The organism is Virgibacillus salexigens (assembly GCF_014905415.1).
Lineage (GTDB): Bacteria > Bacillota > Bacilli > Bacillales > Amphibacillaceae > Virgibacillus > Virgibacillus salexigens.
On the sequence record NZ_BNEO01000008.1, the window covers coordinates 1 to 20,930 of the forward strand.

The following is a 20,930-nucleotide window of genomic DNA, read 5'->3' on the forward strand; positions in this document are numbered from 1 at the left end:
AAGTAGGGGGTGGACAGTATTACGGACGGGATCAAGTCCCACGGGCGCTTACGTCCTACCCCGACTACCTAAAGAATAACCTATAAAACATAAGGTCAACCAGAAAAATATCATATTTCCGGTTGACCTTATAATACGAACGGGCGCTTTAACGGAATAAAAGAGCGTTCAAATTTCATTATCGGGCCATTATCTGGAATAACTTATTGTGGAGCGATGCCTTTAAAGAAAATTAGATTTGTAGGTTCAAGGTTGTGAAAATTTTGTATTTAAAGTAACGGGTAAAAGAATTGAACAAGGAATTTTAATTCTAAACAGAGAATGTTAAATGTTTTCCAGACGAAAGGGGATATTTATATGACCAAATGGTTAGGGTCTGCAGGAGTTTGTGTTATAGAAAAAAAGTACTGATGGTACTTCAGGGAACAACGGATGAACCAAAGCGTTGATCTGTTCCTTCTGGTAGCTTAGAAGAGGGTGAAACTTTTGAAGAATGTTGTGTTAGAGAAATAAGGGAAGAAACAGGTTATGATGTTGAAATACTTCGACCTATTTTTAAAAAGGAAAGTCAATACGGAGAAGCTAAATATTTTGAAGGGAAGATTATTGGTGGAAAAGCAAAAATTCAAGACCCTGATAATCTAATTTATGATATAGCTTGGAAATCAGCAGCAGAAATAGAGAACTAGATTTATCATTTCCAGAAGAAAAATTTTTTTAATCGATTACATTCAAAAAATATAATATTCAGCTAATGGGGGGCGATAGTAGGGACAATAAATCCCATAATATAGTTATTATTTTGAACAGGAAAGGAAGTTTATAGTAATGAAAGAAATAATGTTTGTTACCACTAATAAAGGGAAGATTGCTTCTGCTCAGAAAGACTTAAATAATATAAAAGTATTACCTATTGAAGCAGACTTGATTGAACCTAGAAGTGATGATATCAAAGAAATTGCTAAACATAAAGTTTTACAAGCGTATGAAATTGTAAAACAGCCTTGCATAGCCCTAGATTCAGGTTTTTTTATATCCGAATTAAACGGATTTCCCAAAGCTTATGTAAATCATATGTTGGACACTATTGGAATAAAAGGAGTTCTAAAATTGATGAATAATGTTCAGAACCGATATAGTGAGTTTAGATCTTGCTTAGCTTACTATGATGGAGAAATAATGGCATTCTTTGAAAGTAAATCTCCTGGTATCATATCAAATGAAATTAAAGGAATTGAAAATGACAAAAAATGGTCAGATCTTTGGTATATTTTCATTCCAGAGAACTTTGGTAAAACATTAGCTGAATTTAATGAAGAGGATTTTATGAATTATAAAAATGTAAAAGAAGACTCTTGTATGATTAAATTTAGAGAATGGTATAACGATACCTTTTAATTAATAGCTTTATTAAGCAAACGGGGCTTTTCAGGAATAAAAGTGCAGCCTACATACAGTAAAACACTCTTCCGCAAAAGTTTAACCAGAAATATCTGGTTAACCTTATATTACGAACGGGCGCAAATAAGGAATGAGCGCCCTTTCTTGCAGAAATAGGCAATTTTGCAAAACAAGGGGGGATTAAAATGCCTACTTGCGAGAATTGCAACAATAAATGGAGCTGGAAACAAACCATCAAAAAAACTGCTACATTGGACTCTGCAATAACCTGCCCTTATTGTGGAGAAAAACAATATCAAACACAAAAATCAAAAACAAAATGCGCTTTATTAACTCCTGTTATTCTACTACCTATGCTATTGAACTTTTTCTTTGAACCAGGAATACATGTGCCAATTTTACTTGCTGTTCTCTTCCTGTTAGCTATGTCGCTTTTTCCGTTTTTAGTGGAGATAGGTAATAAGGAAGAGTACATTAACTTTTTCGATAAGTAAGGACAAGAAAGACGGGATTTCCGGAATCGGGCTATATTGTCGCGCATATAGTGGTCATTTATTTTCAGGAAACGTTGTAAAAAGTCTAAAATAATTGAGTGGGTGAATTTATGAGGACTAGCCTTGTTAAAGCAACAGAAAATGATGCAGAATCTATTTTTGATATTCAAGTTAAGGCATTTATACCATTGTTAGGGTAGTACAGAGAATAAAAAGACCTAATGGTGGTTTTTATAAGATATTAGTTGACGGTGAAATTGTAGGCGCTATCTGCATTTTTTGGAAAGAGGATGCATAGTTTTGGATTAGTCCAATGCTTATTTTACCTTCTTATCAAGGCAAAGGAATAGGGACGTACGATAATGTAATTGGGATACGATGATGTAGCTGGTTCCAAGTATCATAAAGGAAATGATACAATTGCTTTATTAGTCGAGAAATAAGTCAAAAGGATAAAAGGTCATACGACAGTATTATTGTACTAAAACCATAGAAAAGGTGAGGCGGTTAAACCTCACCTTTTGTTGATTTTGGTTCAAAAGAGATCTTTTCATTTTTACCTGCAATTGTACCAAAAAAGGCAATACATAAGGAAGCTGTCATTAGAATAGCTAGCGGCACAGCCCAACCGTTTGTCCATCCCGCAATCGATCCAAGAAGAAATGGTCCAAGTGCTGCAATCATATATCCAATCGATTGTGCCATACTTGATAACTGTGAAGATTCCGAAACGGTGTTCGTACGGAGAACAAAGAACATCATTGCTAAGCTAAATGTTGTTCCAGCACCGATACCAGTTAATATGAGAAAAGCAATGATTACATCAGATGATGTGAGAGTAATTCCCAATAAGCCAAAGAAAAAGAGTAGACCAGAAATACATGCAATCAGGCGCTGACTTTGAAGTCTTGCAGCAATAATTGGTGCTATAAAAGTAGTCGGGATGAGCCCTAGTTGATAAATAGCAATGAGCCATCCAGCTTCACTCTCAGTAAATCCTTTTGTTAGTAAAATATCTGGTAACCATGTAAATAAACTATACGGTATTAAAGATTGTAGTCCCATAAAGAATGTTACTGCCCATGCAATTTTTGATTTAAATATAGCTTTAGATGGTTGGCTTTTTACTTCCACAAACACTTTTTTATTCGATGAACGAATCGCTGGTAGTCGAAGCAATAACACAATTATCGAAAGAAAAGAAAGTAAACTCCAAATTTGCATTGCATTTCGCCAATCTAATGTAGCTATTGAAGCTATGGGTACGGAAACGCCGGAAGCGAGCGCACCAAAAATATTCATAGAGACGGAATAAAGTCCTGTCATCAACCCGATATGAAAGGGAAAACTGGATTTTATTAACCCTGGCATGAGGATATTACCAACCGCAATCGCCATACCAAGCAAGAGTGTACCAAAAAGTAAGATGGAAATGCCACCTAGTGATCGAATAACGATACCTAAGGATAAAAATATCATGGCAATGAAAAGCGTTATCTCCATCCCAAATTTACTTGATAATTTTGGAACAAATGGTGAGAAAATTCCAAAAGCAAGTAATGGAAGTGTATTGACTAGACCGATCATGGAATTGGAAGCCGCTAATTCCTCACGAAAAAAGGGAATGAGTGGTCCAACAGAAGTAATCGGGGAACGTAATGTTGCAGCAATAAGTAAGATAACTAAAATTAATAATATTGTATAATAACGTTGTTTTGTGTATGTTGAAAAGGTAAAGCGAGGCATATAGATACTCCTTTAACAATAGACTTAATTTTTGATAATAAGAATATAATCATAACAAAAATCAAGGACTTGCGGAAGAAAAAGTTTATTTACAATTCGTGAGGATCATTTGTTGTGGAGATTGAGGAAGCAACAGGGGCACTGCGCTATTAAATGGGGTTACTATTGTATATACTGGTATAAGAGAAATGCTTCGTTCCACAGTTAGAAAAAAGGAGGTTTAATATTGGAATCAAAAATTCATGCTCATTTTTTAGAAAGATTGTTGGCTCGTTTTTTAGACTTCAATATCTTAACCGTTCTCATTAGTTTATTATTTTTTGTGTTAACAGGAGATTTCTCCATTGATTGGAGAAGCGGGATGACTTGGGATATATTTTACGCATTGTATTTAGTTGTTACTCCGGTACTTTGGTCAGGATTTATTATTGGAAAACGTATTTGTAAAATTAGATTAATACGTACCGATGGTAATAGTGTTCAGCTTTCAAATACTTTTTTTAGAGAAGTTATTGGTTTTCATCTAATTGGCATACTTACACTTGGATTATCGTTATTTATAAGTGTTTTTATGGTTCTATTCCGAAAAGACAAAAGGGCTATTCACGATATGTTGGGCGGGACTTACGTAGGTAAAGCCTATCCATCTTTTTAAAATCAATGAAAATTTGTAAGGGTTGATCCAAATGGAGAAAATGAAGAACGATTAAAAATTTGGAGAACTTCTGAGCTTTTTAATTTGTGCTAACGCTTTTGCAGCATTAAGAAAGGAGGGATAGTATGAACAAAAAATTCTTACGAACGGTTCTTTGGTCACTATTTGTATCGATCTTATTACTAGCATGTATATGGTTGTTTTTTAAAAATATGGAATTAGAAGATGAAAACGAAAGATACGAAAAATATATCGAAAATATTGCTATTCAATATATGGAAGAAGTGGATCAATCGGTTTTATTCTTAGATGATATTGTGCAGGAAGTGTCCAAACAAAATAGCTTAACTCAACATCAAAAAGAGGACCTTGTTGAAACGTTTAATAATTTTTCATTGCATATTCAAGATATGCAAGAACTACTTGTTGAAACCACTCCTATTGAAAAAGAAGAACTTCCAATTCAAGAAACAGTTAAGAAAGCCAAGAAGTACTGCAACCATTTCAATCGAGTAGAAATGTCTACGAAAGAAATCTCTTTCGATTATATGGAAATATCAACGTTAGAAGAAGTCAAGGATTTTACAGAGCAATTATCTAAGGTTGCAACAGTAAAAGAAGAAGAGAAAGAGAATACATGGACAAGTACCTATTGGAAAAGTAAGCTAGATTCGTATGAGAGAGCTACGTATGAATTTAAAAACAAGTATCACTTTTTAGATGCAGGCGATTTTTGGACGGAAACAAACAAGACTTGTGGTTAATGGGCTTACTAGAAAAAAGAACAATATGGCATCGATACAAAGGACAATCTATAGGAATAAGTAGTAATGGAAGGATGGAAGAAGGAAAGTGAAAATATAGTTATAGAATAGAAGAATTGGTTTATACCCATTTGCCATTCCCATTTTTAAAAAGTTCACCGTCTCCTATTGCTTCCATAATGATCAATATAAATTATAATTCATCTAATAGATAAATTTATCAAGAAATCGATTTTGAAAGGAGGAACAGCCAGATGTCAAGTGGTCAACCGGAAGAAAAGCTATCAGGAGGGAATATCTCTAGTGTCTATCGTTCTGGAGAAACGGTGAAACGAGACTTGAACCCAAATAGTACAAAGATTCATAAGTTATTAAAGCATTTGGAGGACAAAGGTTTTAGCTATTCTCCAAGATTTTTTGGAATGGATGAACAAGGAAGGGAACTATTATCATTTATTAAAGGGGAGGCAGGAAATTATCCTGTAAAAGAATACATGTGGGCGGATGATGTTTTAAAAGAAATAGCCAGCATGCTCCGTCTATATCATGATTCGGTTCGTGACGTTTCATTTAATGATTGGGAGTCAATCGATAACACCCCACAACCATATGAAGTTCTATGTCATAATGATTTTGCGATTTACAACATTATCTTTGACGATGAACGACCAGTAGGAATTATTGACTTTGACGTTGCTGGACCTGGTCCAAGAATGTGGGATATAGCGTATACCCTTTATACTTGTGTTCCCTTAAGTAGATTTTATCTTACAGAAAAAGGTGAAAAAGTGTATTATCATGCATCAAAGCACGCCGACCGTATAAAACAGCGAGTTCAATTGTTTCTTGAATCATACGGCGAGCGAATAGAAGATAAGTGTTTGGAAATGGTATTGTTACGATTAGAAGGATTAACCCAAACCATTATTAGAAAAGCTAATGAAGGTGATCGTGCTTTTCAAAAGATGATAGACGAAGGGCATCTGGAACATTATTATAAGGATATTTCCTTCATTCGTGAATATGGGAGAGATTGGATATAACTGAACTTCATTGGAGAATAGTAATACAATAGGTTAGCCAAATAACAAGGGGGATTAAAAGTTGGACACGTTAACTATAAAAGAACTTCAGTCAAAACATGAAATGATGGAAGCTTTTCCTGTCATGAAACAATTACGAACTCACCTAGATGAAGAAACCTATTTGGAGCTTAGCTTAGAAGCAAAAGAGAAAGATAGATATAAAATGTTTGCATTATTAGATGAAGGCGAAATAATCGCAGTAACTGGATTTAAACCGATGGTAACACTATATTATGGCAGATTTGTTTGGGTTTGTGATTTAGTAACAGACAAGAATAAACGTTCTAATGGCTATGGTGAAAAACTGCTTTCATATGTTCATAATTGGGCAAAAGCAAACAACTATGAAAGTGTTGCGTTATCATCGGGGTTACAACGCACGGATGCACATCGCTTTTATGAGAATAGAATGGACTATGACAAAGTCAGTTATGTATTTAAAGCAGCTATGGAGTAATATCAATTTTTGACCTTTTGCTTAAAGATAAATACGAATGGCTATATCTTAGTAGAGTTACATATGTAGGGGTAATGAACGCTAGTATTAAAAGATCCAAAAAAGGACACCTTTGGATAGCCAACAGGGGGAGAGCAAGCCAATAGTGATATTTCGGAATATTATCATTAAAATAATAATTATTATTGATATAAAGTATAATGATGGTATACTAATATATAGGAGAAATACGGAAGGTGGAATTGGAATTGCCAACATACTTGTAATGGTTTAGCAACTAAATAGTACATTTCTTTTTTGAATATTATTATTCAATGACAGGAGAAGTGTGCCTATTTTTAACCATTACAGGGAACGCAGGAAAGTCAGTTGTTTTACTTCCAGCGGGATGCCTATAAGGTATTCCGCTTTTTTATAGGAAATCTTTCTCCATTCAACCGTATTTTGCGTTCCTCTGAATAAATAGGAGGAATGAGTGTATGGGTTTCATTAATTTATTCACTTATGAGATTATTGCTCAGGAAACGCCTTTTATAAGAAGAAATTGTAATAAATGTAAAACGAACACAGAATTTTATTGTAGTGAGAAATTCAGGATGAATGCGAATCAAAAAATAGTTGATATTTGGCTTATTTATAACTGTATACATTGTGAGGGGACTTGGAATTACCCCATTTTATCGAGAGTAAATATTAATAAAATGGACTCTAAGGTAATTCGAAAATTTATGAATAATGATAAAGAGACAGTCTGGTACTATGCTTTTCAAATCAACAAATTAAGGAAACTATGTAATGGCGTTAATACAGATATACGATTCGAGTTAAGAAAAGAAAAGCTCGCCATACTATCTAATGAGATTACTATTAAACTTTGCTATAAATATGATTTTGGTCTTAGAACCGATAAGCTACTAGCAGAAATTTTTGGCATTTCAAGATCAAAACTAAAAAAATTGTATCAGAATGGAACTATTCTGCTAAATCCAAACATTAATATAAAGAGCAAAGTTATCGATAATTTACAAATTACAGTCATAGGTGATGGTACAAAGTTGATGCTTTGACAAAATAGTTTAAAAGGAGGTTGAAACAGCAAGGCATTCTCTAAAAAGGGGGTCAGCCAGTTTATATTGAGCAATCAGATGCGATAGTTACAAAGCGATCATCAAAAATGTTCGCTTTGTTTCTTTTTGTGAAAGTTCTATCGTATGTTTGGGTCATTCTGTTGAAATTAAATTAGCACAGCAGAATAGTTGGAGAATGTTTTTAACTTGTGTCAACGATAGCTGTATTACTTCCTTTAAGTATATTATGCAGATATTTTTAAAAATTAATTCTTGTGATAATATATGGAATAATAAAATAATGTAGATATATCATTGAAGGCTAACAGAGGAGGAATAAATATGGCTATTCACGCTAGGGGTGACCTCGAAGGTTCATCTGAATTAGGTAAAAGCAAACTAGCATTAGTTGGACCAGGATTGGTTGTTGCGGCGGCAGGTGTAGGATCAGGAGATTTAGTTGCTGCACTTATCGTAGGGGCCGATTTTGGTTTAGTGTTGATATGGGCAGTTATCCTAGGAGCTATTATAAAATATTTTTTGAATGAGGGAGTAGGGCGTTGGTATTTAGCCACAGGTCAAACCATTTTGCAAGGTTGGCGATCATTAGGGCGTTGGGTATCTGGTTATTACGTACTTTATGTCGTCTTATTTGGACTAATTTATGGTGCCGCGGTCACATCAGCATGCGCATTGTTTATGTCAGCCATGTTTCCGATTCTTCCAATATGGGGGTGGGCTATCATTCATGCCCTCGCCGGGTTGGTTGTAGGATGGTTTGGTCGTTATAGGAAGTTTGAACGGATCATGCAGGTTTTAGTGGTAGTCATGTTTATTACAGTAGTAGGGTCAGCTTTACTCGTATTTCCAAGTATAGGAGGACTAGTTAACGGACTCATACCTAGGATGCCTGAGGGATCTTTTATTCAGACGCTTGGACTCATTAGCGGTGTAGGCGGTGCTGCTTCAATCCCTTATTATTGCTACTGGATTCGTGAAAAGGGGTGGCGTGGCAGTTTGTGGATATCTGTGATGCGTTTAGATTCCGCTATAGCATATATTTTTACTGCTATTTTTTGCTTTTCACTTATAATAGTTGCAAATGAATTTTTACATGGTAGAGGGTTGACAATTAGCGGTACTGAAGGTCTTGTCACAATGGCAAATATTTATGGTGAGAGGTTTGGAACAGTGGCTACTTGGCTGCTACTCATTGGTTTTTGGTCTGCTTCATTTACGTCATTATTATCTGCTTGGAATGGTCTTCCTTATATATTCGCAGACTTTGTACAGATATTAAAAAACAAAAATTCAAACAAGAATATTTCAGAAAAGGATCCTGCCTTTCGGGCTTATCTTTTATGGCTTACATTTCCTTCCATGCTGTTTTTATTTGTTAATGATCCTATATTGCTTGTTTTTATAGGGTTAGCATTTAGCGCAACCATTTTGCCCTTTCTTGCGTTTACTTTGATGCTACTGCTAAACTCAAAAAAAGTAACGGAAAAATATAAAAACGGAGTAATCAATAATCTTATTTTAGGGGCTATAGTCATTCTATTTATAACTCTATCAGTTATTGAATTGTATCATTCTTTAGTATAAGTCCTGTTTTAGCATGTAACTGGCAGTACCCTTCTTTTTAACAGGAAAAGGCATAAAAAGGTAGCTAGAGCCTATCGATTCATCCTAATGATACTTCCTAAGCGCCTCCTGGAGGAAAGGAAGGCTTATTTGAAAATATGATTCGATATGGCATCGAACGATAAATAAAGGGGGGAATGACCGATGGGAAACTATGTTCTCAATTTTAAAGAAATCAATGAAGGTGATCTACTGTTCGTCGGTGGTAAAGGGCTAAACTTGGGGAAGTTATCAAGGATTGAAGGTATCCAGGTTCCAGAAGGTTTCTGTGTTACGACTGATGCCTATAAAAAAATAATCAATCAAAATGCAGAGGTCAATACCTTGATCGATCAGCTTTGCACGTTAAAGGTAGAAGATAGGGAGCGTATCACAGAAATCAGTCGAAAAATTCGATATGTGATCGAAAGTCTAAAAATTCCTACAGTGATAGAGGAAGAGATTTTCTACAGCTACACAAAGCTTGGCGAAGGTGAGGCTTTTGCAATCCGATCGAGCGCAACGGCTGAGGATTTGCCGAATGCCTCCTTTGCAGGGCAACAGGACACGTATTTAAACATCGTTGGGAAAGAGGCAATCCTGAAGCATATCAGCAAGTGCTGGGCCTCTCTTTTTACTGATCGGGCAGTGACCTACCGTATGCAAAACAACTTCGATCACCGTAAAGTCTATCTGTCTATTATCATTCAGCGAATGGTTTTTCCAAAAGGATCTGGGATTTTATTTACTGCAGATCCAGTCACTTCGAACCGGAGGGTATTGTCTATTGATGCAAGCTTTGGCTTGGGAGAGGCACTCGTATCTGGGCTAGTAACAGCCGATAATTATAAGGTTCGTGAAGGTGAACTGATTGAAAAAATGATTTCTACTAAAAAAATCGCTATATATGCATTGAAATCTGGCGGTACGGAAGAGCGTGAACTTGACCATGCGCAACAAAATCAACAAACGTTAACCGATGCTCAAATCGTAAATTTGGAACGTATGGCAAGGAAGATCGAGAGCTATTTCGGATCGCCGCAGGATATCGAATGGTGTCTGGCTGATGGGATGATCTATATCGTCCAGAGCCGACCCATCACGACATTATACCCACTTCCTGAGAAGAGTGATGACCAACTAAGGGTTTATATGTCGGCGGGACATCAGCAGATGATGACAGAGCCGATCTATCCACTGGGGATGTCCTTTTTCGAATTCATGAATTACGAAGTGATTACTGCAGGTGGAAGACTGTTTATCGATTTGACGCATGATCTCGCGTCACCGATTGGACGTAAAATCGGCCTTAAAACGATGGGGAAGAACGACCCCTTGATGTATCACGCCCTGTTCAATTTGCTGAAAAGGAAACAGCTCATTAAATCTCTTCCTAAAGGGAAGCGGATATTCAAGTTAGGTTCTGAGGAACTTTCTTGGTCATTGCTCGTTCATGCAATAAAGGTTTACCAGAGGAATGATCATTCGCTCGTCAAACAGCTTATTGCTAAAAGTGAAGACTCGATAAAGACTGTTCAGAGCGAAATCACAAATAAATCTGGGGATGAATTGTTTGCATTCATAATAGAAGATCAAAAACAGCTGAAAAGAGACATGTTTGATCCACGGAGTCTAGGCGTTATCATGACCGCGATGATCACAGCGTACCGGATCAATAAGAACATGGAAAAATGGCTGGGAGAAAAGAATGCAGCTGATACTCTATCCCAATCGGTCCCTGATAATGTGACGTCTGAAATGGGGCTTGCGCTTCTCGATGTATCGGATGTCGTACGGAAATACCCGGAAGTTATCGCCTATTTTGAAAAGATGGAAAACGGAGACATTTTTGATGAACTTCCGAAGCTGGAAGGCGGGGAGGCCGTTCGTGATTCGATGCAGGCCTTTCTTGATAAATACGGTATGCGCTGCTCTGGTGAAATCGATATCACGAAAACCCGATGGAGTGAACAGCCTTCTTTACTCGTTCCTGTCATTTTGAACAACATTCAGAACTTCGAGCCAAATGCGCGTATAGCGAAATTTGAAAAGGGGCTACTGGAAGCAAAAGCGAAGGAAGGTAATCTCTTAAAACGCTTGGAGAATCTGCCCAAAGGAAAGAAAAAAGCCAAAAAGACAAAGAAAATGATCTGTGTTCTGCGGAATTACATTGGTTATCGGGAATATCCAAAATATAACTGGATCTTCCGTATGTTTGTCTATAAAAGAGCATTGATGAAAGAGGCTGCCAAATTAGTCGAAAAGGGCATCATCAATGAAAAGGAAGACGTCTATTGCTTATCTTTTGAGGAATTCAGAAATGCAGTTCGCACCAGTCAGCTTGATTATAAGATCATCGCCGAGAGAAAGGAATCATACGAGTATTTTGAAACATTAACACCTCCACGGTTGATGACATCCGAGGGGGAGGTCATTTTTGGAGAGTACAATATGGAAAATGTGCCAGAAGGCGCATTGGCGGGAATTCCGGTTTCATCCGGCATGATCGAAGGCAGAGCCAGAGTTATAATGAAAATGGAAGATGCTGAAATCGAAAAGGGGGATATCCTCGTAACAGCGTTTACCGATCCGAGTTGGACGCCGCTGTTTGTATCGTTGCAGGGGTTGGTTACAGAGGTCGGTGGAATGATGACGCACGGTGCCGTCATTGCACGCGAATATGGTCTCCCGGCAGTAGTCGGGGTCGAAAGCGCTACGAAGGAAATCAAGACGGACAGCGGATCCGCATTAATGGGACAGAAGGATATGTTGAAATTTTAGATGAAACAGATTAACCTAAGTTTTATTGTAATTCCGAATAATCTCCGTCGTGTGTTGGGATTAACATAGAAATTATATTGACTTTTTACGAGATTTTATATGGGGAATATATCCATTATCCCCAAAAAGTATTCGATGTGTTTTCGATATAGTGATCGATGCCTATTTAGTATATAACGGCTACTAGACGTATTTGAGAAAATCATAAAGACGCTGTGACTACTGAAGAAAAATAGAGGTTTTAGGCCTGTACCAGCAAGTGAAAAAAGTCTGTATCCCTGATACACAGGGGATACAGACTTCTGCTTTATAATGATTCCGATTGGGCTCGAACCAACGACCTCCACCCTGTCAAGGTGGCGCTCTCCCTGCTGAGCTACGGAATCATAAATATGAAAAGATTAGATACTCTATTAATATACCTTCTAAATCATTATACTGTCAATTAGTATCTATCAGTTTTTATTAGCGCAGGATACTACGCTTTTTCTTCTAGTTTTTTTATTCGCTCTTTTAACCTTTTGGTTTCAGATATATTGGATAGAGAAAAGACAAAAGCAATGATTGCGAAAACCATCCACACCGTATCCATAATACAAAGTCCCTCCTTATTTATAAGTTGATCTTAATGTATATAGGAACTTTTTACAAGATAGTTAAATAATTGAAACAAACATAATCGATTATTTGTTATACTATTCCTAATAAAAAATATTTTTAAGTGCTTCTAACAGACGATATGGAGATGGGATATCGAATGAAAGTAAGGCTTGCTGAAGTGGAAGATATAAAACAATTAATAAAAATGAGATGGGATTTTACTGTTGAGTATGATAAAAGTAAGGGAGATTCGTCTTTTCGTGCATTTGAAATGGAGTGTCACTCTTTTTTAGAAAAGGCTCTTATTAACAATGATCAATGGTTCATTTGGATTGCGGAAGTTAATGAGGAAATTGTTTCACATATTTATATAGAATTAATAGATAAAGTACCTCGCCCTGGAAGAATAACATATCCTTTTGCATATATGACAAATGTATATACAATACCTAAGTATAGAAATAAGGGGATTGGAAGTAAATTACTTCAAGTGGTAAATAAGTGGTCGAAGAAAAATAATTTTGAGTTTATTATGGTATGGCCAAGTGAGGATAGTAATCATTTTTATCAGAAAAATGGGTATACTCCTTGCTCTGAACAAATGGAATTTTTTCCTCGCTAAGCAATAAGCTACTAAATTTGGAAAAGGAGCTTAAATCATGCATGCTGTCCTTTTTGGTTTAATAGGGATCTATATGTTCATGTGCCTTATTTTGTTCATCACATTAATAAAAGCAGCACAAACAAAAAACACTCCCAATAAAAAGTTAGCTTTGTGGGCTCTATTTACTATGTTCAGTGGTGGTGTATTGGGGTATCTTTTTACTAATGCAATCAGTTAGAAAAATTAAAGTATCATAGTTAAATGAGAATGGATAATTAAACTTAATATCGATATATTTACATCTACGATGATAGAAAGGGAGAGTACATTGGCAACTTGTCAGAATTGTAAAAGTAAATGGACGTGGAAGCAAGTGTTTAAGAAATCTTTTACACTAGATACCGGAATGTATTGTTCGTATTGTGGACGGAAGCAATATGTAACCTCTCATTCAAGAAAAAGATCCATGCTGATTACTATGGCCGTATTAACATTTGTGTTTATAATGAATATTTTGTTCGGTCCATCTACCTTTTATTTAATCCTGTTGTTGCTTTCTATTCCTTTAATAATGTTGCTTTATCCCTATTGGATAGAACTATCCAATAAAGAGGAGCATCTTTTTTAGCAAGCTTCCATTTAACATATTTTTGGGAATTTAAGATATATGTAGAGAATGAATAAAAAGGAGGGCGTTGTCCCCTCCTTTATTTATTAAACAGGCTTTTTAGTGTTCAAAATAACTTTGTCTGCCTCTTTATTATCCTTTTTTACAAAGAAAGAGCAGATAAGTCCAATAATCGAAATGCCTGTGCCTGTAATAAAATAGAAGGCATATTTAATTCCAGCAGCTAATATTTCTAGTTGAGAAGCGGCTGGAAAATCAATAGCAAAATTATGTTGACCTGCTGTAAATATCGTAATTGCTATTGCTGTACCACATGCTCCAGCTACTTGATTTAATGTATTCATAGCGGCTGATCCATCCGCAAATAACTCACGCGGTAACTGATTAAGTGCATTCGTTTGTAAGGGCGTGGTCACCATGGTTTGCCCAATGAATAAAATAACAAACGCGAGAATAATTTGCCAAACAGAGGTTGTTGCTAAAAACAGGATAAAGTTTTATAAGTAGAATAAGGTATTGCTGTCTTGTTCATGCAATTTCCAATTAGTTGTAAAAGTAGGTATAATTAATTATCTAGCGATTAATTAATAGAATTCAATATTCACCTAACAGGAAAAATGTTTATTTTGTCGTATAGTTACTATGAAAGGAGAGCTAAGGATTTGGAAGTAATTTACATCACCCTTATTGTCTTATTATTAGCCCTTTGTATATATATGATTGTTAAACAGAAGAAACAGAATAAAAGATATTTTGAAGAGTTAGCAGAGAGCCAGTCCCAAGCGGCAGCAACGATGGAGCGAACTGCACAGATGCATCAAATGGAATTTGAAACGATGCAGCAGCAATTAATAGATAAACATGAGAGTGAAATGGATAGAAAGAATGAAATATTTGCTGAAGAAATCTATAAGAAAGATCGTTATATACACATGCTTGAAAACTTCTCAATTAATAGAGGCGAGGTACAAACGCATAAGCTGCTTGTTAAAATAAAAAAAGATCTAATACAGCAGGGGTTAATTAATCAAGAGGAAATGATCTTATTAGGTAACCTGTTTGTTCCATTTTGGGTGAATGGAAATATACGTACGAGGCAAATGGATCATGTCGTTTTATTACCTACAGGGGTTTACATTATTGAAACGAAATATTGGTCAGGTACGATTTTACACGGCGTTTCCTATCAAGGAGAAGATCGTCTGTCGCCTGTTTTAGAAGCAATGTTCACTGCAAAAGAGTTGATAAAAGAAAAAACACTTGTCTTAAAAAGAATCGATAACAGAGATAAAGAAATAGATGACAAAACAGAAGTGAAGGTAGTCTCATACGGGGATCCAGCATCACAAGTGATGAAATCAGCTCTACAATTAAAAGAGCTTCTTCATAAAAAAAATGAAAAATATAATTTTGTGACTCCAATCGTGTACTATGGTTATCCAGCTGGCAAAGAGAATCGAGTAATTAATTACTCCAGTGATGAAAATGTAAATGTCTGTACAGACGAGAATCAGTTATACCACTTTTTTGAAAGAGTAATTGATCAAGATCAACATAGATATACCTCCTGGGAATTAAGCGACATAGAACAAATCATTAAAAACAAAAATGCTATTGCTGATAGTTAACAGTGTACTCGTAGAGGTGCTTGTTTAACTTAAATTTAACGAATTTGAAAGGCACGGGTGTTATAATGAACGGTATGATGATTGTTTTCGTATTTGTTATTTGCATGTGTATTAGTTCTATTTTAAATATCCTTTTAAAAACTACAGAGAAAAAGCACTGGGTGACTTCTTTTTTCGTTAGTCTAGCATTAGCAATTATATTTGTTATGTTAGATAGATGATACATTAAACAATGGTGGAAGAATCTTTAGTTATAAGCGAAAAAATTCCTTGAGCAAATGATCACTTACACTATCTATACAAAAACGAGACACGAAGGGTCTCGTTTTTGTATTCCATATTTAGGTATCTGAACTTACCGAGGGCATGTTCGCAAAAAGTATGACCTATTTCAGGCCTTTTGTTCACTGTTGTGGTCATTCTTGTTATTTTTCATAAACATATAGAAAGATGCACCAAAGATGATAACATAACCGATAATACTTAATATGTCCGGAATTTGATCAAAGAGAATAATACTAATTAATGCTGAATATACAACTGTTGAATAGAAAAAGATCGATATTTCTTTAGCGGGTGCGTACTTATACGCAATGGTAATGCCAAATTGACCAACGGTTGCGAAAACCCCAGCTGCTAGTAAATAAACCCATTGTTGCCATGACATGGTTTGATAAAACAAAATCACGAATGGGAGCAAGATCATTGTTGTAAAGAAAGAGAAATAAAAGACTACGGTATAGTATTGTTCTTTACTTCCGAGAACACGTAATACCGTGTAAGCTCCCGCGGCAAATACTGCTGATAGGAAACCTGCTAAGTACGGAACGGTATCTAAGGAGAATTCGGGTTTAATTATAAATAACGTACCAATAAAAGCAATAATAATCGCGACAACTTGGAATACCCTTGTCCTTTCCTTTAAGAAAATTGCTGCAAAGATGATGGTAAGGAATGGGCTTAGCTTATTTAACATATCCGCATCTGATAAAACGAGATGGTCGATAGCGTAAAAATATAAAACAATACCAATTGCACCTAAACTTGACCGAAGTAATAGTATTTTTTGATTCTCTTTTCTACCAAAAAGACGTTCTTTGTAATATTTAACGAAACCAAAAGCGATAATCATCGAAATGGCGTTTCGGAAAAAAGTCTTTTGAACAGTTGGTACATCTCCAGATAGTTTTACAAAAGCTGCCATCATTGAAAAGCCAAAGGCACTAAATAGTAATAAAATAATTCCTTTATTTCGATTGCTCAAATTACTCATGATGTCCTCCATAGTAAAGGTTGATATAAACAAACATATTCTTACATAAACAAGTTAGCTTGTCTAATAAAAGGGGTTAGGCTATAGATGATTGAATAATTAAAATTATATGAAACCCAATCTCCTTCATTTCCGTAATTATAATAGGTTATCACGAAAGGGGATTGTAGAGATGAAAATGTATGTAAAGTTGTCGATCCTGTTGTTGCTGATAGTCATAGGACTCATTGCATGTTCAGGAAAAAATAATAAGGAAGACGATAAAAGCGATTCTTCTAATGAAGCAACCATTCCTCCAAAAGATCTCCCCGACGCTTTCTTAGCTGGAGATTTTGAAAAAATTTATAATCAGACTAGCGAAGGTTTTCAATCACAATTGACTTTAAAGGGATTCGTTCAAACTACAGAAGCGTTCCATAAAGATATACGTAATTACTCGCTTGTTTCAACGATGCCATTACAAGGAATGTCAGAATATTTATGGAGAAATACGAAAGGTAATAAAGGGTTGCGAGGAATTTTTGCTGAGGATCATACTATTGAAGGATTACAAGTAATGCCACTTACATCAAATAAGGATACAGATAATCAATATACCGAAAATACGTACCAGTTGCCAATGGAGGGAGAATGGCTTGTTTTCTGGGGTGGAACCAATGAACTCGTCAACTATCATTATGCTACTGTATCACAACGATATGCATATGATTTAGTTATTCAACAAGAGGGTACAACGTTTAAAGGGGATCCGACTAAAAATAAAAATTACCATGCCTTTGGCAAAAAAGCCGTTGCACCTTTTGATGGGGTCATTGTTTCCAGTGAAAATACGATTCCAGATAATACACCTACCATCGACACGAATACGGAACAACCATTAGGGAATCATGTGGTTATTGAGCATGAAAACAATGAATACAGTTTTATCGCACATCTTCAGGAAGGCAGTCTAATGGTGCAGGAAGGAGACGAAGTATTTTCTGGAGAGGTAGTTGGTTTGGTTGGTAACTCTGGTAATTCGAGTGAGCCACATATTCATTATCATGTTGCAGACAATGAAGAGCTGCAAGAAGCAACGTCAATACGGATACGTTTAACCCAAGATAGGGAACCAATTCGAGGAGATATGACTGAAGGGTTTAATTTGGAGTAGGCAGACTTTAGTTAGGGGCAAAGTGTTAGAATTTAATTTTCCTTTCCGTCTCTTTACTACAAATATTGGGGAAGAGTAAATGTGATGTAATTACGTATCTGATAAGTATGGTTATGGTGACTATTAGCCTTATTGGTGCTATTTTATCTGCTAGGGAGGTATTTAAGGCGAAAGGCATCACATATAAGATAACGTTCACGGTTTTCTTATTATCCACTATATTCAATTATATGATAGGAACAACTAAATGATTAATTTTCATCCGCATGCAAAAAATGAATATGCTTTCCTTTAAGTTGTCTATGTTTGATGTCTTCGTTTTCTGGGAAAAAAATAGATACCAAGCTAGATTGAAGGAGAGATTCAAAAATGATTAAAATGACTCCAGCAGAATTCGAGAATGCGATTGAAATTGAAATACAAGGAAAAGTGACAGAAGAAGATATTCATAACTTTGAAGAGTTCTTCTTATTAAAAAGACAGCATCATGATAAAGTGAATATTCTAATGGTTTATAATGATTGGGAAGGGATTTCCTTGAAAGGATTACTGGAAGACTTAAAACTAATGAAATATACGCGCGATATTAATAAGATAGCGGTAGTTAGTGATAAGAAATGGATCGAGAAGGGAGCGAAGTTAGAGGGACTGATCCCAAGTATTTCAATGGAACATTTTCTCCCGGAAAATAAAGCACAAGCGAATCGGTGGCTAGCCACTTAAAATTTAAAAAGAGCTGATCGGTCAGGTGCTGCCGATCAGCTCTTTTTATCTTGCCAGTAATCTATTTATTTCCAGTATACCTAACTTGTCACGCCGCCAAATTACGTCACGCCAAGCGGGGTATACTAGTTATTTCATCAAAGAGAAAATAAAATGGGCAACGCCATTTTCTGTATTTGATAAGGTTACTTGTTGACAAGCCTCTTTAATTGCTTGTGGTGCATTTTCCATTGCTGCACTTTTGCCCGCGATACGTAACATGGACAAGTCGTTGAAACTGTCGCCCACTGCAGCTGTGTCAGTTAGATTAAGTTGAAAATGGTTAGCAAGTAGTTCTAAAGCTTGCCCTTTGGATGCATGCTTATGTTCTAGTTCAAAATTATGATCAGCTGAAGAAACAATGGACATGTCCTCAAATTGTTTAAAATACTCCCTACCTTTTAATAATCTATCTTGAAAGAAGGAAAACACTAAAATGTTATAGATATTTATATCCTTATTTTCTAGTTCTTTATAAGTTGGAATAAAAGAAAAGCCAGTTTGACTAAATTGTTTGTTCGCAGCATCGGATAGTTGGTCAACATCTATATCTGGATTTGCACTTTTAATTCTATCCACTTCAATTGCCAGTAAATCTCTTCCGTTCTCTGGTGTGTAAATCGCGCTATTACTAAAAATTTCATAATAAAAGTTATGCTTTTCTAGCCAAGCTAGACTGTTTAACGCAACTTGTTTGTCGATTGGTACAGAATGAAATACTGCACCATCTGGCTGATGAATGGTTGCACCATTTGCACCAATAATCCATGGCCGGAAGTTTGTATGTTCAAAGAGCGTTTGAACATCAAATTGGGCACGCCCGGTAGCAATAACTACTTCACTGCCTTGAGACTGTGCGAATGAAATTGCCTCTAAATTTTTTTCGCTTATCTGCTGCTTTTCATTAAGTAGCGTGCCATCTAAGTCAATTGCGATTAATTTTGTCAATTTAGTCATTCCCTTCATCTTGTTAATTCGCAGTTAGTAATTCTACTTTATATTTAATTAATAAGTCTCGAAACGATGGGGGCGGGATTTGATCGGTAATTAAAATATCAATGTCTTGTAAATCAGCAAACCGGTAAAAATCGGTAATTCCTAATTTGGTGCGATCGGCTAACACAATCACCTGTTTTGCCTGTTCCATCATTTTTCTTTTAACAACACCGTCCTCCTCATGAGCAATGGTTAAACCATGTTCTGATATACCAACAACACCAATAAAAACCTTATCAACAAGGTACTCGGATAGTTTATCAATAACCGTAGAACCATAGAGATACCGATGATCCTTTTCCAGTGTCCCTCCGAGTAGATGAATGTTTAATTTTGATTTGTTTGATAGCACTTCTGCTTGATTAATTGAATTTGTAATAATCGTACAGTTCAAATTCTCTAGCTGCTCGGCACAGGATTGTACGGTGGTTGATGCATCTAATATGACTCGATCACTGGGAAAAATTAATTTGGCAGCTGTTCTGCCAATCCTTTTTTTTTCTTCTGATACGAAGTTTAAGCGATTTGAATAACTCTTAATTTCGTCACGATAAGATGGAAGAATGGCACCACCTCGAGTACGTAAAATTGCTTTCTCTTCTTCCAAGCGGACGAGATCCCTTCTTGCAGTGTCTCTTGAAACATGAAATAAAGAGCATATTTGGTCTACAGAAATGCGATTATGCTGTTTAAGAAACTCGATTATCGAGACTAATCGTTCTTCCTGATACAAGTAAATCACCACCTATCAGTCATTATACATTATTAATAAGTGTTTGTAATTATTTATAAGTAATTTTAAGTAAAACTAGGTGTTGGTTAGATAGGGAGGGGAAAAGGGAACAATCGTCGAATACTTAAGTGAGAAGGATTGTAAAGGAGGAGAAATGTTGAGTAAATTTGGCTTAATTAATAAATTTACAGCTGTAGCCGGAAAAAGAGAGGTATTAGCAGAATACTTCATAGATGCTGCGAGTACAATGAAGGAATTAAACGAATGTATTTTATATGAGGTGGGTCTGTCTGAAGAGAATACCGAGGACATTTACGTATATGAAGTATGGATTAACAATAAAGCGCATCGTACTTCCCTGTCTATGGGAGCAACCCAAAAATTAATTCAAAACGCAAAGCCTTACATTCATGAAATAGAGAGAATCACTACATTTAAGCCTGTTGGTGGAAAAGGTATATAGGTACGTAAGAAGTAGAA

General features: G+C 35.9%; 19 protein-coding genes, 1 tRNA gene and 3 pseudogenes. 17 read left to right on the top strand and 6 right to left on the bottom strand.

The window, feature by feature from the left end:
• Positions 1 to 357: 357 nt before the first annotated feature.
• From JKP73_RS20170 to JKP73_RS23730, 4 genes and pseudogenes are all read left to right on the top strand, one after another.
• A pseudogene (locus JKP73_RS20170) lies at positions 358 to 721 on the top strand (NUDIX hydrolase).
• 107 nt (positions 722 to 828) lie between these two features.
• Entirely contained in the window at positions 829 to 1,398 is a 570-nt protein-coding gene (locus tag JKP73_RS20175; RefSeq protein WP_200411735.1) for a non-canonical purine NTP pyrophosphatase, read from the top strand.
• Positions 1,399 to 1,586: 188 nt separating this feature from the next.
• Positions 1,587 to 1,895: a TIGR04104 family putative zinc finger protein gene (locus JKP73_RS20180; protein WP_200411736.1), complete on the top strand. Its 309-nt coding sequence runs from the start codon at positions 1,587 to 1,589 to the stop codon at positions 1,893 to 1,895.
• 110 nt (positions 1,896 to 2,005) lie between these two features.
• Positions 2,006 to 2,190: pseudogene (locus JKP73_RS23730) on the top strand (GNAT family N-acetyltransferase); the annotation flags it as partial.
• A gap of 212 nt (positions 2,191 to 2,402) precedes the next feature.
• Here the strand turns inward: JKP73_RS23730 and JKP73_RS20185 are convergent.
• Positions 2,403 to 3,641, bottom strand: a complete 1,239-nt coding sequence (locus JKP73_RS20185) for a CynX/NimT family MFS transporter (protein ID WP_200411737.1) — start codon at positions 3,639 to 3,641, stop codon at positions 2,403 to 2,405.
• A gap of 226 nt (positions 3,642 to 3,867) precedes the next feature.
• On the opposite strand from JKP73_RS20185, the gene JKP73_RS20190 reads away from it, so the two are divergent.
• The 7 genes and pseudogenes from JKP73_RS20190 to ppsA all read left to right on the top strand — a co-directional run bounded on the left by JKP73_RS20190 (position 3,868) and on the right by ppsA (position 12,087).
• On the top strand, positions 3,868 to 4,296 hold the full coding sequence (locus JKP73_RS20190) for an RDD family protein (RefSeq protein WP_200411738.1): 429 nt from the start codon (positions 3,868 to 3,870) through the stop codon (positions 4,294 to 4,296).
• A gap of 125 nt (positions 4,297 to 4,421) precedes the next feature.
• The gene (locus JKP73_RS20195) at positions 4,422 to 5,060 is read left to right on the top strand and encodes a hypothetical protein (protein ID WP_021292334.1); all 639 of its coding nucleotides are present in this window, start codon (positions 4,422 to 4,424) and stop codon (positions 5,058 to 5,060) included.
• Positions 5,061 to 5,314: 254 nt separating this feature from the next.
• Positions 5,315 to 6,103, top strand: coding sequence for a phosphotransferase (locus JKP73_RS20200; protein ID WP_038245599.1), 789 nt, complete (start codon positions 5,315 to 5,317; stop codon positions 6,101 to 6,103).
• Between the two features lie 61 nt (positions 6,104 to 6,164).
• On the top strand, positions 6,165 to 6,602 hold the full coding sequence (locus JKP73_RS20205; protein ID WP_021292336.1) for a GNAT family N-acetyltransferase: 438 nt from the start codon (positions 6,165 to 6,167) through the stop codon (positions 6,600 to 6,602).
• 479 nt (positions 6,603 to 7,081) lie between these two features.
• Positions 7,082 to 7,669 (top strand): DUF1062 domain-containing protein, encoded by a 588-nt coding sequence (locus tag JKP73_RS20210; protein ID WP_188944288.1) that lies wholly within the window; start codon positions 7,082 to 7,084, stop codon positions 7,667 to 7,669.
• Positions 7,670 to 8,011: 342 nt separating this feature from the next.
• Complete coding sequence (locus JKP73_RS20215; RefSeq protein ID WP_021292338.1) at positions 8,012 to 9,274, top strand: Nramp family divalent metal transporter; 1,263 nt, start codon at positions 8,012 to 8,014, stop codon at positions 9,272 to 9,274.
• Positions 9,275 to 9,457: 183 nt separating this feature from the next.
• Positions 9,458 to 12,087: pseudogene (gene ppsA / locus JKP73_RS20220) on the top strand (phosphoenolpyruvate synthase).
• 299 nt (positions 12,088 to 12,386) lie between these two features.
• Here ppsA and JKP73_RS20225 read toward each other — a convergent pair.
• Positions 12,387 to 12,459: transfer RNA gene (locus JKP73_RS20225), tRNA-Val, on the bottom strand.
• A gap of 371 nt (positions 12,460 to 12,830) precedes the next feature.
• On the opposite strand from JKP73_RS20225, the gene JKP73_RS20230 reads away from it, so the two are divergent.
• Both JKP73_RS20230 and JKP73_RS23660 read left to right on the top strand, forming a co-directional pair.
• On the top strand, positions 12,831 to 13,295 hold the full coding sequence (locus JKP73_RS20230; RefSeq protein WP_021292363.1) for a GNAT family N-acetyltransferase: 465 nt from the start codon (positions 12,831 to 12,833) through the stop codon (positions 13,293 to 13,295).
• A 289-nt stretch (positions 13,296 to 13,584) separates the two neighbouring features.
• Positions 13,585 to 13,905, top strand: a complete 321-nt coding sequence (locus JKP73_RS23660) for a TIGR04104 family putative zinc finger protein (protein WP_074436688.1) — start codon at positions 13,585 to 13,587, stop codon at positions 13,903 to 13,905.
• Between the two features lie 86 nt (positions 13,906 to 13,991).
• Here the strand turns inward: JKP73_RS23660 and JKP73_RS20240 are convergent, their stop codons facing one another.
• Positions 13,992 to 14,324, bottom strand: coding sequence for an MFS transporter (locus JKP73_RS20240; protein WP_021292365.1), 333 nt, complete (start codon positions 14,322 to 14,324; stop codon positions 13,992 to 13,994).
• Positions 14,325 to 14,567: 243 nt separating this feature from the next.
• Here JKP73_RS20240 and JKP73_RS20245 point away from each other — a divergent pair, with 243 nt between their 5' ends.
• On the top strand, positions 14,568 to 15,533 hold the full coding sequence (locus JKP73_RS20245; RefSeq protein ID WP_200411739.1) for a nuclease-related domain-containing protein: 966 nt from the start codon (positions 14,568 to 14,570) through the stop codon (positions 15,531 to 15,533).
• Positions 15,534 to 15,924: 391 nt separating this feature from the next.
• Here the strand turns inward: JKP73_RS20245 and JKP73_RS20250 are convergent, their stop codons facing one another.
• A complete protein-coding gene (locus JKP73_RS20250; RefSeq protein WP_187370475.1) occupies positions 15,925 to 16,797 on the bottom strand; it encodes a DMT family transporter in 873 nt (290 codons plus the stop codon).
• A gap of 181 nt (positions 16,798 to 16,978) precedes the next feature.
• Here JKP73_RS20250 and JKP73_RS20255 point away from each other — a divergent pair, with 181 nt between their 5' ends.
• Both JKP73_RS20255 and JKP73_RS20260 read left to right on the top strand, forming a co-directional pair.
• Positions 16,979 to 17,959, top strand: a complete 981-nt coding sequence (locus JKP73_RS20255; RefSeq protein WP_200411740.1) for a M23 family metallopeptidase — start codon at positions 16,979 to 16,981, stop codon at positions 17,957 to 17,959.
• A 369-nt stretch (positions 17,960 to 18,328) separates the two neighbouring features.
• Positions 18,329 to 18,682 (top strand): SpoIIAA family protein, encoded by a 354-nt coding sequence (locus tag JKP73_RS20260; protein ID WP_021292369.1) that lies wholly within the window; start codon positions 18,329 to 18,331, stop codon positions 18,680 to 18,682.
• Between the two features lie 129 nt (positions 18,683 to 18,811).
• Here JKP73_RS20260 and JKP73_RS20265 read toward each other — a convergent pair whose 3' ends face one another.
• Together JKP73_RS20265 and JKP73_RS20270 are read right to left on the bottom strand one after the other, a co-directional pair.
• Positions 18,812 to 19,678, bottom strand: a complete 867-nt coding sequence (locus tag JKP73_RS20265) for a Cof-type HAD-IIB family hydrolase (RefSeq protein ID WP_021292370.1) — start codon at positions 19,676 to 19,678, stop codon at positions 18,812 to 18,814.
• 13 nt (positions 19,679 to 19,691) lie between these two features.
• Complete coding sequence (locus tag JKP73_RS20270; RefSeq protein WP_021292371.1) at positions 19,692 to 20,450, bottom strand: DeoR/GlpR family DNA-binding transcription regulator; 759 nt, start codon at positions 20,448 to 20,450, stop codon at positions 19,692 to 19,694.
• 154 nt (positions 20,451 to 20,604) lie between these two features.
• Between JKP73_RS20270 and JKP73_RS20275 the strand changes: the two genes are divergently transcribed.
• The gene (locus tag JKP73_RS20275; protein ID WP_200411741.1) at positions 20,605 to 20,913 is read left to right on the top strand and encodes a putative quinol monooxygenase; all 309 of its coding nucleotides are present in this window, start codon (positions 20,605 to 20,607) and stop codon (positions 20,911 to 20,913) included.
• The last annotated feature ends 17 nt before the right edge of the window (positions 20,914 to 20,930 follow it).

Bases quoted from the DNA above. Each gene is read 5' to 3' on its own strand.
- JKP73_RS20175 (WP_200411735.1), top strand. From the start codon at position 829: ATGAAAGAAATAATGTTTGTTACCACTAATAAAGGGAAGATTGCTTCT.
- JKP73_RS20180 (WP_200411736.1), top strand. From the start codon at position 1,587: ATGCCTACTTGCGAGAATTGCAACAATAAATGGAGCTGGAAACAAACC.
- JKP73_RS20185 (WP_200411737.1), bottom strand. From the start codon at position 3,641: ATGCCTCGCTTTACCTTTTCAACATACACAAAACAACGTTATTATACA.
- JKP73_RS20195 (WP_021292334.1), top strand. From the start codon at position 4,422: ATGAACAAAAAATTCTTACGAACGGTTCTTTGGTCACTATTTGTATCG.
- JKP73_RS20200 (WP_038245599.1), top strand. From the start codon at position 5,315: ATGTCAAGTGGTCAACCGGAAGAAAAGCTATCAGGAGGGAATATCTCT.
- JKP73_RS20210 (WP_188944288.1), top strand. From the start codon at position 7,082: ATGGGTTTCATTAATTTATTCACTTATGAGATTATTGCTCAGGAAACG.
- JKP73_RS20215 (WP_021292338.1), top strand. From the start codon at position 8,012: ATGGCTATTCACGCTAGGGGTGACCTCGAAGGTTCATCTGAATTAGGT.
- JKP73_RS20230 (WP_021292363.1), top strand. From the start codon at position 12,831: ATGAAAGTAAGGCTTGCTGAAGTGGAAGATATAAAACAATTAATAAAA.
- JKP73_RS23660 (WP_074436688.1), top strand. From the start codon at position 13,585: ATGATAGAAAGGGAGAGTACATTGGCAACTTGTCAGAATTGTAAAAGT.
- JKP73_RS20240 (WP_021292365.1), bottom strand. From the start codon at position 14,324: ATGGTGACCACGCCCTTACAAACGAATGCACTTAATCAGTTACCGCGT.
- JKP73_RS20255 (WP_200411740.1), top strand. From the start codon at position 16,979: ATGAAAATGTATGTAAAGTTGTCGATCCTGTTGTTGCTGATAGTCATA.
- JKP73_RS20260 (WP_021292369.1), top strand. From the start codon at position 18,329: ATGATTAAAATGACTCCAGCAGAATTCGAGAATGCGATTGAAATTGAA.
- JKP73_RS20265 (WP_021292370.1), bottom strand. From the start codon at position 19,678: ATGACTAAATTGACAAAATTAATCGCAATTGACTTAGATGGCACGCTA.
- JKP73_RS20275 (WP_200411741.1), top strand. From the start codon at position 20,605: ATGTTGAGTAAATTTGGCTTAATTAATAAATTTACAGCTGTAGCCGGA.